This is a genomic window from Amycolatopsis plumensis, from assembly GCF_042652605.1.
Taxonomy (GTDB): domain Bacteria; phylum Actinomycetota; class Actinomycetes; order Mycobacteriales; family Pseudonocardiaceae; genus Amycolatopsis; species Amycolatopsis plumensis.
This window is the reverse complement of record NZ_JBHSJY010000001.1, coordinates 3,040,204-3,054,053: the sequence shown is the minus strand read 5'-3', so window position 1 is coordinate 3,054,053 and position 13,850 is coordinate 3,040,204. Positions and strand designations below refer to the sequence as shown.

At 69.9% G+C, this 13,850-nt stretch carries 12 protein-coding genes and 1 tRNA gene; 8 read left to right on the top strand and 5 right to left on the bottom strand.

Annotated elements, in window-relative coordinates; translation table 11 throughout:
- Nucleotides 1–91: 91 nt before the first annotated feature.
- Nucleotides 92–174: transfer RNA gene (locus ACFPLC_RS14575), tRNA-Leu, on the bottom strand.
- Between the two features lie 130 nt (nt 175–304).
- On the opposite strand from ACFPLC_RS14575, the gene ACFPLC_RS14570 reads away from it, so the two are divergent.
- The 7 genes from ACFPLC_RS14570 to pknB all read left to right on the top strand — a co-directional run bounded on the left by ACFPLC_RS14570 (nt 305) and on the right by pknB (nt 9,766).
- Nucleotides 305–1,534 carry a DUF3662 and FHA domain-containing protein gene (locus tag ACFPLC_RS14570; RefSeq protein ID WP_378205136.1) on the top strand — a complete coding sequence of 410 codons (1,230 nt, stop codon included), beginning with the start codon at nt 305–307 and terminating at the stop codon, nt 1,532–1,534.
- A 100-nt stretch (nt 1,535–1,634) separates the two neighbouring features.
- The gene (locus ACFPLC_RS14565; protein WP_091305105.1) at nt 1,635–2,096 is read left to right on the top strand and encodes an FHA domain-containing protein FhaB/FipA; all 462 of its coding nucleotides are present in this window, start codon (nt 1,635–1,637) and stop codon (nt 2,094–2,096) included.
- Entirely contained in the window at nt 2,093–3,487 is a 1,395-nt protein-coding gene (locus tag ACFPLC_RS14560; protein WP_378205007.1) for a PP2C family protein-serine/threonine phosphatase, read from the top strand. Before ACFPLC_RS14565 ends, ACFPLC_RS14560 begins: the two co-directional genes overlap by 4 nt.
- Nucleotides 3,487–4,974 carry an FtsW/RodA/SpoVE family cell cycle protein gene (locus tag ACFPLC_RS14555; protein ID WP_378205004.1) on the top strand — a complete coding sequence of 496 codons (1,488 nt, stop codon included), beginning with the start codon at nt 3,487–3,489 and terminating at the stop codon, nt 4,972–4,974. Before ACFPLC_RS14560 ends, ACFPLC_RS14555 begins: the two co-directional genes overlap by 1 nt.
- Nucleotides 4,971–6,440, top strand: coding sequence for a peptidoglycan D,D-transpeptidase FtsI family protein (locus ACFPLC_RS14550; protein WP_378205001.1), 1,470 nt, complete (start codon nt 4,971–4,973; stop codon nt 6,438–6,440). The genes ACFPLC_RS14555 and ACFPLC_RS14550 overlap by 4 nt, the downstream gene beginning before the upstream one ends.
- 3 nt (nt 6,441–6,443) lie before the next feature.
- On the top strand, nt 6,444–7,793 hold the full coding sequence (locus ACFPLC_RS14545) for a serine/threonine-protein kinase (protein ID WP_378204998.1): 1,350 nt from the start codon (nt 6,444–6,446) through the stop codon (nt 7,791–7,793).
- Complete coding sequence (gene pknB, locus ACFPLC_RS14540) at nt 7,790–9,766, top strand: Stk1 family PASTA domain-containing Ser/Thr kinase (protein WP_378204995.1); 1,977 nt, start codon at nt 7,790–7,792, stop codon at nt 9,764–9,766. Before ACFPLC_RS14545 ends, pknB begins: the two co-directional genes overlap by 4 nt.
- Before the next feature lie 55 nt (nt 9,767–9,821).
- On the opposite strand, the gene ACFPLC_RS14535 is transcribed toward pknB, so the two are convergent.
- The 4 genes from ACFPLC_RS14535 to ACFPLC_RS14520 form a co-directional block, all read right to left on the bottom strand.
- Nucleotides 9,822–10,139, bottom strand: a complete 318-nt coding sequence (locus ACFPLC_RS14535) for an effector-associated constant component EACC1 (protein ID WP_378204992.1) — start codon at nt 10,137–10,139, stop codon at nt 9,822–9,824.
- A gap of 100 nt (nt 10,140–10,239) precedes the next feature.
- Nucleotides 10,240–10,881, bottom strand: a complete 642-nt coding sequence (locus ACFPLC_RS14530; RefSeq protein ID WP_378204990.1) for a hypothetical protein — start codon at nt 10,879–10,881, stop codon at nt 10,240–10,242.
- Nucleotides 10,869–11,660 carry an ABC transporter ATP-binding protein gene (locus ACFPLC_RS14525; protein ID WP_378204987.1) on the bottom strand — a complete coding sequence of 264 codons (792 nt, stop codon included), beginning with the start codon at nt 11,658–11,660 and terminating at the stop codon, nt 10,869–10,871. Before ACFPLC_RS14525 ends, ACFPLC_RS14530 begins: the two co-directional genes overlap by 13 nt.
- Nucleotides 11,657–12,301, bottom strand: a complete 645-nt coding sequence (locus ACFPLC_RS14520) for an aminodeoxychorismate/anthranilate synthase component II (RefSeq protein WP_191308636.1) — start codon at nt 12,299–12,301, stop codon at nt 11,657–11,659. Before ACFPLC_RS14520 ends, ACFPLC_RS14525 begins: the two co-directional genes overlap by 4 nt.
- 112 nt (nt 12,302–12,413) lie before the next feature.
- On the opposite strand from ACFPLC_RS14520, the gene ACFPLC_RS14515 reads away from it, so the two are divergent.
- Nucleotides 12,414–13,733, top strand: coding sequence for an FAD-dependent oxidoreductase (locus tag ACFPLC_RS14515; protein ID WP_378205133.1), 1,320 nt, complete (start codon nt 12,414–12,416; stop codon nt 13,731–13,733).
- Nucleotides 13,734–13,850 lie beyond the last annotated feature (117 nt).

The window sequence follows — 13,850 nt, the reverse complement described above, 5'->3', positions numbered from 1 at the left end:
CCGTGGGGGTCCGGGGGGCTCGGCCCCCCGGGAGACATAAGGCAAATGGGAAGGGGCCCGATCGCGCTAGCGATCGGGCCCCTGAACAGCGTGGGCGAGGAGGGAGTTGAACCCTCACGTCCTTTCGGACACACGGACCTGAACCGTGCGCGTCTGCCATTCCGCCACTCGCCCGAGTGCTTCCTTGCGGCAGCGAGGAGAAGACTAGCAGGTCGTTTCAACGGCTTTCACCGGGGGCCGTGTAGAGGCTGGCTCACCCGGATAGGATCGATGCGGAAGCACGAGCGTGAGGAGGTTTTCCCCGGTGGGCCGCGCCGAAAGATTCGACAGGCGACTCGAGAACCTGGTGGGGAACACTTTCGCGCGCATGTTCGGTGGCAACGTCGTCACGCAGGAAGTGGCGATCGCCCTGGAGCGGGAGAGTGAGGAAAACGTTCGTGAGCTGGCAGGCGGTCGGCAGCTCGCCCCGAATCACTACATCGTGTCCCTGGGGGCGGCTGACCACGAACGCATGGCCGGCGACGAGCAGCGCGTCACGCAGGTGCTGGCCAAGGCGGTGGCGGAACACCTCGCCGCCGAAGGCCTGGACACCTATGGTGACGTCGTCGTATCACTCGAGCGCAACGAGGCGCTGCATACTGGACAGTTCAAGACCCGTTCGTCCGTCGATCCCGACGCCCGCCCCTCAGGCGCCGGTTCACCGCGGTCGGCACGACCCAGCAACGCAGGAGACCCAGCAATGAGCCAGCCCCCCGGCTACGGCCAATACGACCAGGGTGACCCGTACGGCCAGCAGGGCCAGTACGGCTACGGACAGCAGGGTGGCCAGCAGCCCGGGTACGACCAGGGTTACGGCCAGCAGGGTGGATACGACCAGTACGGCGGCCAGCAGCCCCAGGGCGGTGGCTACGACCAGTACGGCCAGCCGCAGCAGGGTGGCGGCTACGACCAGTACGGCCAGCAGCACCAGGGCGGCTACGACCAGGGTTACGGCCAGCCCCAGGGCGGTGGCTACGACCAGGGCGGCTACGCGCAGCCGCAGGGTGGCGGCTACGACCAGGGTTACGGCCAGCCGCAGGGCGGCGGGTACGACCAGGGCGGCTACCAGCAGGGTGGCTACGACCAGTACGGCGGCCAGCAGGCGGGCGGGTACGACCAGTACGGCCAGCAGCAGGCGTACGGCCAGCCGGCCGGTGACCCGTACGGCCAGCAGGGCGGCTACGCCCCGCCGGCGCCGGGCCGTCAGCTCGCGGCGAGCCTGCAGCTGGACGACGGCTCGAACCGCACGTACTCGCTGAAGCAGGGCGGGAACGTCGTGGGCCGCGGCCAGGACGCCGACTTCCGCCTCCCGGACACCGGTGTCTCGCGCCGCCACCTGGAGATCACCTGGGACGGCCAGAGCGCGACGCTCGCCGACATCGGTTCGACGAACGGCACCACCGTGAACGGCACCCCGGTCCAGACCTGGCAGCTCGCCGACGGCGACGTCATCCGGGTGGGTCATTCGTCCCTGGTGTTCCGTACACAGGGCTGACTGGGGACCCGGAATACTGTTCCCGCAGAATTGACGTGCGGGGGGACCGCGGCGTACCCGCGTCGCGGCTGCGCGGAAGAGTCGGGAGCGGACACACCAAGTGCCAGAGCTGGTCGTACAACTCACCAGGGTGGGCTTCCTCGTGCTGCTCTGGCTCTTCGTGTTCGCCGCGCTCAGAGTCGTCCGTTCGGACCTCTACGCGGCATCGGGCATGCGCGTCCAGGTGCCGTCTTTCGGGCGCAAGAAGGAGAAGAAGCCGCGCAACAGCAAGTCGCCGCAGCAGCTGCTGGTGACGCACGGCGCGCTCGCCGGGACCCGCATCGCGCTGGACGGCAGGCCGATCCTGATCGGCCGGGCCGACGACTCGACGCTGGTCCTCGACGACGACTACGCGTCCACCCGCCACGCGCGGATCGCGCAGCGCGGTGAGGACTGGTACGTGGAAGATCTGGGCTCGACGAACGGGACCTACCTCGACCGGGCTAAGGTCACTGCACCCCTCCGGGTCCCGCTCGGAGTCCCCATCCGGATCGGCAAGACGGTGATCGAGCTTCGCCCATGACTCTCGTCCTCCGCTACGCAGCCCGCAGCGACCGGGGCCTGGTGCGTTCGAGCAACCAGGACTCCGTGTACGCCGGCCCTCGCCTGCTCGCGCTCGCCGACGGCATGGGTGGGCACGCGGCGGGCGAAGTCGCCAGCAAGGTCGTCATCGCCTCCCTCGCCCCGCTCGACGACGACGAGCCGGGCGACGACCTCCTCGCCCAGCTGCGCGAGGCGGTGGCGAACGGCAACGCCGCGATCGCCGAACTCGTCTCGCAGGACCCGGACCTCGACGGCATGGGCACCACGCTGACCGCCGTCCTGTTCGCCGGCACCCGGCTGGGGCTGGTGCACGTCGGCGACTCGCGGGCCTACCTGCTGCGCGGCGGTCAGTTCGCGCAGATCACCCGCGACGACAGCTTCGTCAACGAACTCCTGGAGCAGGGCCGGATCACGCCCGAAGAGGCGGCGGTGCACCCGCAGCGGTCGCTGCTGCTGAAGGCGCTCACCGGCCACGAGGTCGAGCCGAGCCTGACCGTGCGCGAGGCCCGCGCCGGCGACCGGTACCTGATCTGCTCCGACGGCCTGTCCGGCATGGTCAGCGACGAGACGCTGGCCGAGGCCGTGCAGATCGCGGACCCGCAGCAGTGCGCGGACCGGATGATCGAGCTGGCGCTCAAGGGTGGCGGCACCGACAACGTCACGGTGATCATCGCCGACGTGGTCGACGTCGACTTCGGTGAGGACGCGCCCATCGTGGGCGGCGCCGCCGGGGACGGCAGCGACGAACGGCACCAGGGCGACTCGCCCGCCGCGCGGGCCAGGGCGCTGACCCAGCCGCCCCCGCCGCCGCGCCAGGAACTGCCGCAGCCCCAGGAAGACCCGAAGGCCCGGCGCCGGAAGCGGTTCCGCTGGCTGGCCGGCGCGCTCGTCGTCCTCGTGGTGCTCGCCGCGGCCGCCATCGCGACCCGCTACTTCGTGCTGAGTCAGTACTATGTCGGCGAGGGATCAGACGGGGAGGTCGTGATCTACCGCGGCGTCCCCGGCAGCATTCTCGGCATCGACCTGCACGCGTACGAGCAGGGGTCCTGCCCGCCGAGCCAGGTGTGCACGGACAAGCTGCGCGTCTCCCAGCTCCAGGAGGACGCGCGGCTGGCGGTGCAGAACGGCGTCAAGAAGGACAGCCTCGACGAGGCGCGGAAGTACATCGACGACTTCCTGCAGCTGCGTAAGCGCCTGAACAACTGCGCGCCGGCGGGCGGTCAGCCGTCCTCGACGCCGACCCCTACGGCCACGCCGACGACTCCGTCGGCTCCGGCCGGCTCCACTGCTCCGTCGTCGGCGAACCAGCCAGCGGGGAGGGACTGCTCGACGCCGAGTTCGACGGCACCGACGACGGGAGGCGGTAACTGATGAGCCAGCCCGCCGCGCGCGCCGCCGAACCGCTCGCCGCGCAGTTCCAGACGAACCCGCCGCGCGAGGTCCCGACCCGCCGCAACACCGAGCTGGTGCTGCTGGGGTTCGCGACGTTCATCGTCACCATCGCGCTGGTCCTGGTGGAAGCGAACCAGGAGCAGGAGCTCACCGCGTCGATCATCTGGCTCGGCCTGGCCTACCTCGGCGTGCTGACCGGCGCGCACCTGGCCGTCCGCAAGTGGGCGCCGTACGCCGACCCCGTGCTGCTCCCCTGCGTCGCGCTGCTCAACGGCATCGGGCTGGTGATGATCCACCGGATCGACCTGGCCCTGGCCGAGCGCGCCACGCAGCAGGGCAGGGACTACACGCCCGCGGTCACCGCGCAGGTGCTGTTCACGGTCATCTCGCTCGTGTTCTTCGTCGTGGTGCTGATCGTGGTCAACGACCACCGCACGCTGACCCGCTACGGCTACACCGCGGGCCTGATCGGGATCGTCGCGCTGGCGCTGCCCGCGCTGCTGCCGTCGAGCCTGTCCGAGGTCAACGGCGCCAAGGTGTGGCTGAAGCTGCCGTTCTTCTCGATCCAGCCCGGCGAGTTCGCGAAGATCCTGCTGATGGTCTTCTTCGCGTCGTTCCTGGTGTCGAAGCGGGACCTGTTCATGGTGGCGGGCAAGAAGCTCGTCGGCGTCGAGCTCCCCCGCGCCCGCGACCTCGGCCCGATCCTGATCGCCGCGTTCGCCTGCATCGGCATCCTGGTGTTCGAGAAGGACCTCGGCACGTCGCTGCTGTTCTTCAGCGTCATCCTGGTGATGCTGTACGTCGCGACCGAGCGGGTCATCTGGGTCGTGCTGGGCCTCAGCTTCTTCGCCGTCGGCTGCGTCATCGCCTACAACCTCTTCTCGCACGTCCAGCAGCGCGTGGCGAACTGGCTGGACCCGCTGGCCACCTACGACCAGGCCGGCGGCGGCTACCAGCTGGCGCAGGGCCTGTTCGGCCTCGGCACCGGCGGGGTCGGCGGCACCGGGCTCGGCGCCGGACGGCCGGACATGGTGCCCGAGGCCAACACCGACTTCATCACGGCGTCGATCGGCGAAGAGCTCGGCTTCATCGGGCTGGCCGCGGTGCTGATGCTGTACTTGCTGGTCGCGATGCGCGGCATGCGCAGCGCGCTGGCCGTGCGCGACACGTTCGGCAAGCTGCTGGGCGGCGGGCTCGCGTTCACCATGGTCATGCAGATCTTCGTCGTCGTCGGCGGGGTCACGAAACTCATCCCGGAGACCGGTATCACCGCCCCGTTCCTGTCCAAGGGTGGTTCGTCGCTGCTCGCGAACTACATCCTCGTCGCGCTGCTGCTCCGCATCTCCGACGCGGCCCGCAAGCCCGCCTCGCGCCCGAAGCCGCAGCAGCAGCCGCAGGCCCCGATCGCGGAAGCGCACACCGTGCTCGTGCAGCGCCCGCCGGCCGAGGGGGGCGCGCAGGCATGAACACCCCGCTCCGCAAGGTCGGCATGGCGATGCTCGTGATGGTCGTCCTGCTGCTGGCCAACGCCACCTACATCCAGGTGGTGAAGGCCGACGACTACCGCACCGACTCGCGCAACGCCCGCGTGCTCTACGACGAGTTCGCCCGCCAGCGCGGCAAGATCGTGTCACAGGCCAACGGCGAGGTGCTGGCCAGCGTCAACCCGTCGAACGACAAATACAAGTACATCCGGACCTACGCCGACGGCCCGATGTACGCGCCGGTCACCGGCTACTACTCGATCAACTACGGGGCCGGCGGCCTGGAGCGCGCCGAGGACGACGTCCTCAACGGCTCCGACCCGCGGCTGTTCGTGCGGCGGCTGTCGGACATGGTCACCGGCCGGGACCCCAGCGGCGGCAACGTCCGGCTGACCATCGACCCGGCCGTGCAGAAGGCCGCGTACGACCTGATGACGCAGAAGGGCTACACCGGCGCCGTCGTCGCGATGGAGCCGAGCACCGGCCGGATCCTGGCCATGGTCTCGACGCCGTCGTACGACCCGAACGCGCTCGCCCAGCACACGTCGAAGGCGCAGACCGACGCCTGGAACGCGAACAACAAGGACCCGAAGAAGCCCATGCTGAACCGGGCGATCTCGGAGACCTACCCGCCGGGGTCGACGTTCAAGCTGGTCACCGCGGCGGCCGCGCTCGAAGACGGCAACGGCCCGGACACGAAGGTCAACACCGCGCCGAACACCAAGCTCCCCGGCACGAACGTCACGCTGGAGAACTACGCGGGCCAGGGCTGCCCCGGCGACACGTTCAAGGACGCGCTCGCGCACTCCTGCAACGTGCCGTTCGCGGAGTTCGCCGGCAAGCTCGGCCCGGACAAGATGAAGAAGACGGCGGCGAACTTCGGCATCGGGCAGACCGACCTGACCGTGCCGATGAAGGTCGCCCCGTCGACCGTCGGCCCGCTCGACTCGCAGGGCGCGCTGTTCCAGAGCGGCATCGGCCAGCGCGACGTCCGGCTCACGCCGCTGCAGGACTGCCTGCTCGCGGCCACCGTGGCCAACGGCGGAATGGCGATGAAACCGCAGCTGGTGCAGTCGGTGCTGGCACCGGACCTGTCGACGATCGAGGACTACAGCCCCACCGAACTCACCGGCACCCCGGCGCTGTCGTCGGCGAACGCCGCCATCCTCAAGGACATGATGGTCGCTTCCGAAGGCTTCACCAAGGGCGGTGGCAAGCGCGCGGACGTCCAGATCGCGTCGAAGACCGGCACCGCCGAACACGGCACGGACTCCAAGAACACCGCACCGCACGCCTGGTACACCGCCTTCGCCCCGGTCGACAACCCGCAGATCGCGGTCGCCGTGATCGTCGAGGACGGCGGGAACCGCGGCCTCGCGGCCACCGGCGGCACGGTCGCGGCGGAAATCGGCCGTGCGGCCATCAACGCGAAGCTCGGGGGTGGATAGCGCATGCTGTCCTCCGGTCAGCTGCTGGCCGACCGCTACAAGCTGACGAGCCGGATCGCCGTCGGCGGGATGGGTGAGGTCTGGCAGGCCAGCGACACCCGGCTCGACCGGACGGTGGCCGTCAAGATCCTCAAGACCGAACTCTCCGGCGACGCCGAGTTCCTCCACCGCTTCCGCACCGAAGCGCGGATGACGGCGTCCCTCAACCACCCCGGCATCGCCGCGGTGCACGACTACGGCGAAACCATCCTCGACGGCGACCTGTCCATCGCGTACCTGGTGATGGAGCTCGTCGACGGCGACCCCCTGGCCGGGTTGCTGGCCAAGCACGGGCGGCTGTCGGCGGAGTTCACCCTCGACATGCTCGAGCAGGCGGGCAACGCACTGCAGGCCGCGCACTCCCACGGCCTGGTCCACCGCGACGTCAAGCCGGGCAACATCCTGGTGACGTCGGCCGGGCAGGTGAAGATCACCGACTTCGGCGTGGCGAAGGCGGCCGACGCCGCGCCGGTCACCCGGTCCGGCATGGTCATGGGCACCGCGCACTACATCGCCCCGGAGCAGGCGCTCGGGCAACCGGCCGAGCCGGCGTCCGACGTCTATTCGCTGGCGGTGTGCGGCTACGAATGCCTCGCCGGGCACCGGCCCTTCCTGTCCGAGAACGCCGTGACGGTCGCGATGATGCACATCCGCGACCTCCCGCCGCCGCTGCCGCCGGACGTGCCGCCCGCGGCCCGCGCGGTGATCGAAGCGACGCTGGTCAAGGATCCGCGGCAGCGTTACAACAACGGCGGCGAGTTCGCGTCCGCCGTGGCCGCGGTCCGCGCCGGGCTGCCGCTGCCCACGCCGTCCGGGCTGGTGAACGCCACCTACACGACCGGCCAGCAGCCGGTGGTGCCGCCGCAGGTGCAGCAGCAGCCACCGCCGTCGATGCCGGTGCCGATCCCGCCGCAGCAGCTTCCCCCGCAGCAACAGCCGATGCCGGGCGGTCCGCCGTCCCCCGCGATGAACCCGATGATCGCCATCGGCCCGCCGTCGCGTCCCGCCCCGCGGCAGGTGATGCTGCCGGCCGCCCGGAAGAAGACGCAGTGGGGCTGGTGGGCACTTCTCGCGGCGATCCTGCTCGTTGTCCTGGTGGCGGGCATCGTGCTGGTGGCGAAGATGCTGGGCGGCGGCGGCAGCGGCTCGCCGCCGCACACCGGCCAGACGCAGAGCCAGGTGCTCCCGGGCAGACAGGCGCCCGCGGAGCAGTCTTCGAGCGTCTACCCGGCAGGCACTCCCGGCACGACCGACGATGGCCGGCAAGGCATCATGACCACACCTTGGACGGAATGGAACGGCACCCAGAGATGAGCACACCCAGACTGCTCTCCAACCGGTACGAGCTGGGCGAAACGCTCGGCTACGGAGGCATGTCCGAGGTCCATCACGGCCACGACGTGCGTCTCGGCCGGGAAGTCGCGATCAAGATCCTCCGTGCCGACCTCGCCAGGGACCCGCAGTTCCAGGAGCGCTTCCGCCGGGAGGCGCAGAACGCCGCCGCGCTGAACCACCCGGCGATCGTCGCGGTCTACGACACCGGCGAGGCGAACACCGAGTTCGGCCCGCTGCCGTACATCGTCATGGAGTACGTCGAGGGCCGGACGCTGCGCGACATCGTCAAGACCGAGGGCCCGATGTCGCAGAAGCGGGCGATGGAGGTCATGGCCGACGTCTGCGCGGCGCTGGACTTCTCGCACCGCCACGGCATCGTCCACCGCGACGTCAAGCCGGCCAACGTGATGATCACGAAGAACGGCGCGGTCAAGGTGATGGACTTCGGCATCGCGCGGGCGATGCACGACGGCCAGTCCGCCATGACCCAGACGGCCGCGGTGATCGGCACGGCGCAGTACCTCTCGCCGGAGCAGGCCCGCGGTGAGTCCGTCGACGCGCGCTCCGACGTCTACGCCGCCGGGTGCGTGCTGTACGAGCTGATCACCGGCGAACCGCCGTTCACCGGGGACTCCCCGGTCGCGGTGGCCTACCAGCACGTCCGCGAGGACCCGAACCCGCCGTCGTCGGTGAACCCGGCGGTGGCGCCGGAGCTGGACGCGGTCGTGCTGAAGGCGCTGGCCAAGGGCCCGGCGAACCGCTACCAGTCGGCGGCGGAGATGCGCTCGGACCTGGTGCGCACCCTCTCGGGCCAGCGCCCGGTGGCGCCGATGGTGATGTCCGAAGACGAGCGCACGCAGGTGATGAACGCCGACCGGCGGCAGGCGGCCCGCTACGACGAGTACAGCGAGCCGGACGACGAAGACCCGAAGGCCAAGCGCCGTCGCCGCACGATCTTCGCGGTCCTGGCGGCGGTTTTCGTGCTGGGCTCGGTGCTGCTGATCATGTGGCTGTCGAACGCGTTCAAGAGCGGCGACCCGAGCACCGTGGCCATCCCCAACGTGGTGCACCAGACGGTCCCGCAGGCGCGGGAGATGCTGAGCAGCAGCGGGTTCAACGGCAAGGTCGACCAGAAGCCGGTGACCTGCGGGGTGCAGCCGACCGACGGCAGCCCGTCGTGCACCCAGGACGACATCAACCGGGTCGTCAAGGTCGATCCGACGGTCGGCGTTTCGGTCGCGCCCAACACGACGATCACGCTGTGGTACGGGGTCGCGCCGGGCAAGGCCAGCGTGCCGGACCTCAAGGGCAAGACGCGCGCCGAGGCCGAGCAGCTGATCAGCGACGCGAAGCTGACCCTCGACTCGAACGTCCAGGAGACGGAGGTCTCCGACCCCAACCAGGCCGGCCTGGTGCAGACGCAGACCCCGCCCGCCAACTCCCAGGTCGACCAGGGCGCGACCGTGCGGATCACGGTCGGCAAGTCGAAGCAGCTCAAGGCGGTCACCGACTTCACCGGCCAGCCTTACTCGAAGGCCAAGTCGTCGCTGGAGAGCCAGGGCTTCACGACGAGGCGGGTCGACCAGGCTTCGGACACGGTGCCGAAGGACACGGTCATCACCCAGAACCCGAACGGCGGGCAGCTGACGGTGGGCAGCCAGATCGTGCTGACCGTGTCGACCGGGCCGGACAGCTCGAGCCAGATTCAGATGCCGCAGCTGGCCGGGATGACCGTCGAGCAGGCGGGGGACAAGCTGGCGAGCATGGGCTGGACCGGCAAGTTCAACCAGAAGTCCGACAAGAACAGCAACGCGCCCGAGGGCACGATCACGGGTCAGAACCCGCAGCCGGGCACGCAGATCAACAAGGATCAGAACGTCACGATCAACGTGTCGGAGGGCAACGGCTTCCCGTCCTTCACCCTCACGCCACCGACGAGAACCTCCAACTAGCAAGCGACGCGAAAGAAGGCCCGCACGGCTGAACCGTGCGGGCCTTCTTCGTCGGTCAGGACTGGTCGAGAAATCCTTGTACGGCACCGAGAACCTGATCGGCGTCGCTCGCGGCCCCGAAATCGAGCTCGAGTTCCTCGGCCGCGCCCGAGCGTTTTACCTTAAGCGAGACGCGGGTTTTCCGCTCCCGCGTCAGCCACGCGAAGAGCGAGCGGCAGAAGACGTCGGCGGAGGTGCTCGAAACGCCGACGACGACGGCGTCGAAGACCTGGACGCGGCCGCGGAGTTCGTCTTCGCCGCGCAGCCACGCGGCGAGTTCCGGAAGCTCGCCGCCGGAGTTCGGCACGGTGATCGCGACGATCCCAGCCGTCACCCGATCTCCCTTCACCCAGAACCGGAGAGGCCCCGAACCTTAGCCGTCCGCGTGGTCCTGCTGGAAGAGCGGTGCGTGAATTGAATTCTGCAATTTGCCGTCAGGAGCGGCGGCGCACGAGCTCCGAAACCGCGAAGTAGCTGACCGCCAGCATCGCCACCGCCGTCACCAGCGCGAGCACCAGCGGGCCCCCGACCGGCTCGTCGTCGGTCAGGGCGTGCAGCAGCGGGTGGACCAGCGGGATCTTCGCCAGCAGGACGACGACGAGGGTGATCACCGCGGCGAGCACCGTCCAGCCGATGCGGTGGACCAGCAGCCGCGAGCACGGGAGCGCGATGGCGATCCCGAGCAGCGCGCAGGCGAGGTGGGCGAGCAACCCGATGCCGAGCGCGGACGGCTGGACCTTCAGCGACTTGATCGCCGACCACACCTCGGTGATCGCGGTGAGGACCAGGGAACAAGCCAGCACGGTGAGGATCGCGCCAATGATCATCCGCCGCCACTGGCGCGCGTGGCTCAAGGTCACCAGGCGCTGCACCGGGTCTTCGATGTCGAGCAGCGCGATCGTCAGCCAGCACGAGACGACGAGCAGCCCGCCGGCGCTGACGCCGAACAGCGGCAGCGGCGGCGAATGCGGGTCGGCGTAGAGGATCACGCACAGGGCGAGGTAGGCCAGCAACGCCGGCAGGTACCGCTGCGAATGGCCGAGCAGCGCCAGGTAGTAGCGCGTCAGGGCGAGCACGGCGCCACCTCCCGCACCGACCAGCCGTCTTCGAGCGCCCGCCGCAGGACCGCGTCGACGCGGGCGACCTCGACCGTCAGCACCACGTGGGGTCCTTCGGCGACGGCGTGCCGCACCCCGGGCTCGTCCGCCCAGCCGGTGCCGCCGCCGCGCAGGACGATCCGGGTGGTCGGCTCCGCGCTCTCGGCGGTCAGCCTGCCGTCGTTCATCAGGTGCACGACGTCGGCGTGGTCGTGCACCACCTGCGGCCGGTGGTCGGTGAACACGACGCTCGCCCCGCGCGCCCGCGTCTCGGCCACGAGCTCGCCGAGGATGGTGTGCGTGCCGACGTCGAGGCCGGACCACGGCTCGTCGAGGATCAGCAGGTCGGGCCGGACCATCACGGCCTGCGCGAGCCCGACCTTCTGGGCGTTGCCCTTGGACAGCGTGCGCAGCGGGGCCGCCGGGCCGCCGACGAGGGCGAGCCGTTCGAGCAGCGGGTCGATCACCGAGAGGTCGGTGAGGCCCCGGATGCGCGCCATGTGCCGCAGGTAGGCGCGGGCGCCCATGCGCTGGCCGGCCGGGAAACGGTCGGGCAGGTAGCCGATCCGCGGGGTGCCGGTGAGCGACCCGGTGGTGGCGTGCGAGACGCCGGCCATGATCCGCAGCAGCGTCGACTTCCCGGAGCCGTTGCTGCCGAGGACGCCGACGACGTGCCCGGGCTCGACGGTCAGGTCGACGTCGCGCAGGACGAAGTCACCGCGCCCGTACCGCTTGCCGACCCCCTCGAGCCGGATCACGCAACAGCGGCCTTCTGGAGCGCCTTGGTCGCCCGCTCGAGCTCGTTCACCCGCACCGGATCGACGGGGTGCCCCGCCGCGGCCAGCCAGTTCGCGAGCATCCGGTGGCCGCCCTCGGTGAGCACGGACTCCGGGTGGAACTGGACGCCTTCCAGGGGCAGCTCGCGGTGGCGCATGCCCATCACGATGCCGGACTCGGTGCGGCCGGTGATCTCGAACACGGTGTCGGAGATCGTGTCGGGCAGCACGGTCAGGGAGTGGTATCGGGTGGCCGTGAACTCCTCCGGCAGGTCCTTGAGGATGCCAACGCCGGTGTGCCGGACCTGGCTCGTCTTGCCGTGGAGCAGCTCCGGCGCGCGGTCGACGGTGGCGCCGTAGACGACGCCGAGCGCCTGGTGGCCGAGGCAGACGCCGAGCATCGGCGTGCGCGTCTCGGCGCACTTGCGGATGACGTCCATGCTCTGGCCGGCGCGTTCGGGGGTGCCCGGGCCCGGCGAGACGAGCACGGCGTCGAACTCGGGCACGCGGTCGAGGTCCACGACGTCGTTGCGCCAGACCGTGCAGTCGGCGCCGAGCTGGGCCAGGTACTGGACCAGGTTGTAGACGAAGCTGTCGTAGTTGTCGACGACGAGAACGCGCATGTCGCCGAGCTTACCGGCTCTCAGTCCGTGGACCGTACGCCAAATCACATTTCGAGTTAGGAGACCCTAACTTACCGTGGAGCGAGTGAGCCGATCTCTTCGTGTAGCCGTGGTGGGTGCCGGTCCCGCCGGGATCTACGCCGCCGACATCCTGGACAAGTCCGACGCTGACGTGCAGATCGACCTGTTCGAGCGCATGCCCGCGCCGTTCGGGCTGATCCGGTACGGCGTCGCGCCCGACCACCCGCGCATCAAGGGCATCGTGACGGCGCTGGAGAAGGTGCTGTCGAAGCCGAACATCCGGCTGCTGGGCAACATCGACTACGGCACCGACATCAAGCTCGACGAGCTGCGCGAGTTCTACGACGCGGTGATCTTCTCCACCGGCGCGTCCGCCGACCGCGCGCTCGACATCCCGGGCATCGACCTGGACGGCAGCTACGGCGCCGCCGACTTCGTGTCCTGGTACGACGGTCACCCCGACGTGCCCCGCACCTGGCCGCTGACCGCGTCTTCGGTCGCGGTCCTCGGGGTCGGGAACGTCGCGCTGGACGTGGCGCGGGTCCTGGCGAAGACGGCCGACGAGCTGCTGGCCACCGACATCCCGGACAACGTCTACCAGGGGCTCAAGGCGAGCCCGGTGACGGACGTGCACGTGTTCGGCCGCCGCGGCCCGGCGCAGGCGAAGTTCACGCCGCTGGAGCTGCGCGAGCTGGACCACTCGCCGAACGTCGAGGTCATCGTGTACCCGGAGGACATCGAGTTCGACGACGGCAGCATCGCGGCCCTGCGCGCCTCGAAGCAGATCGACATGGTGGTGAAGACGCTGCAGGAGTGGGCCATCCGCGAGCCGGGTTCCCGCCCGCGCCGGCTGCACCTGCACTTCTTCCACTCGCCGGCCGAAGTCCTCGGCGAGGACGGCAAGGTGACCGGCCTGCGCACCGAGCGGACCGAGCTGACCGGCGACGGGAACGTCCGCGGCACCGGCGAGTTCCACGACTGGGACGTCCAGGCGGTGTACCGCGCGGTCGGCTACCTGTCGTCGCACCTGCCGGAGCTGCCGTTCGACCACGTGGCGGGCGTGGTGCCCAACCAGGCCGGGCGCGTGCTGGACCTGGACGAGAACCAGCTGCCGGGCGTGTACGTGACGGGCTGGATCAAGCGCGGCCCGGTGGGCCTGATCGGCCACACCAAGGGGGACGCGGCGGAGACGATCGCAAGCCTGCTGGCGGACGCTCCGACGTTGGCCGCCCCGAAGTTCGCGTCCCCGGACGCGATTCTCGATTTCCTCAAGGCGCGCGGCATCCCGTTCACCAACTGGGACGGCTGGGGCCGGCTCGACGCGCACGAGAAGGCGCTGGGCTCGGCGGCGGGCCGCGAGCGGGTCAAGGTGGTCGAGCGCGAGGAGATGACCCGGATCTCCCGCGGCTGAGCAGTCTGCCGCGGCGGTCGTGAGTGGTAAGGCGGGTTAGAACCCAATGCCGCTTAGCTTAAGTTGATGTTGTGCTGGTCGGTGTGGTGCTTCTGGCGGTGTCGGTTGGCTGGTTAG

Bases quoted from the DNA above. Each gene is read 5' to 3' on its own strand.
- ACFPLC_RS14560 (WP_378205007.1), top strand. From the start codon at position 2,093: ATGACTCTCGTCCTCCGCTACGCAGCCCGCAGCGACCGGGGCCTGGTG.
- ACFPLC_RS14555 (WP_378205004.1), top strand. From the start codon at position 3,487: ATGAGCCAGCCCGCCGCGCGCGCCGCCGAACCGCTCGCCGCGCAGTTC.
- ACFPLC_RS14550 (WP_378205001.1), top strand. From the start codon at position 4,971: ATGAACACCCCGCTCCGCAAGGTCGGCATGGCGATGCTCGTGATGGTC.
- ACFPLC_RS14545 (WP_378204998.1), top strand. From the start codon at position 6,444: ATGCTGTCCTCCGGTCAGCTGCTGGCCGACCGCTACAAGCTGACGAGC.
- pknB (WP_378204995.1), top strand. From the start codon at position 7,790: ATGAGCACACCCAGACTGCTCTCCAACCGGTACGAGCTGGGCGAAACG.
- ACFPLC_RS14520 (WP_191308636.1), bottom strand. From the start codon at position 12,301: ATGCGCGTTCTCGTCGTCGACAACTACGACAGCTTCGTCTACAACCTG.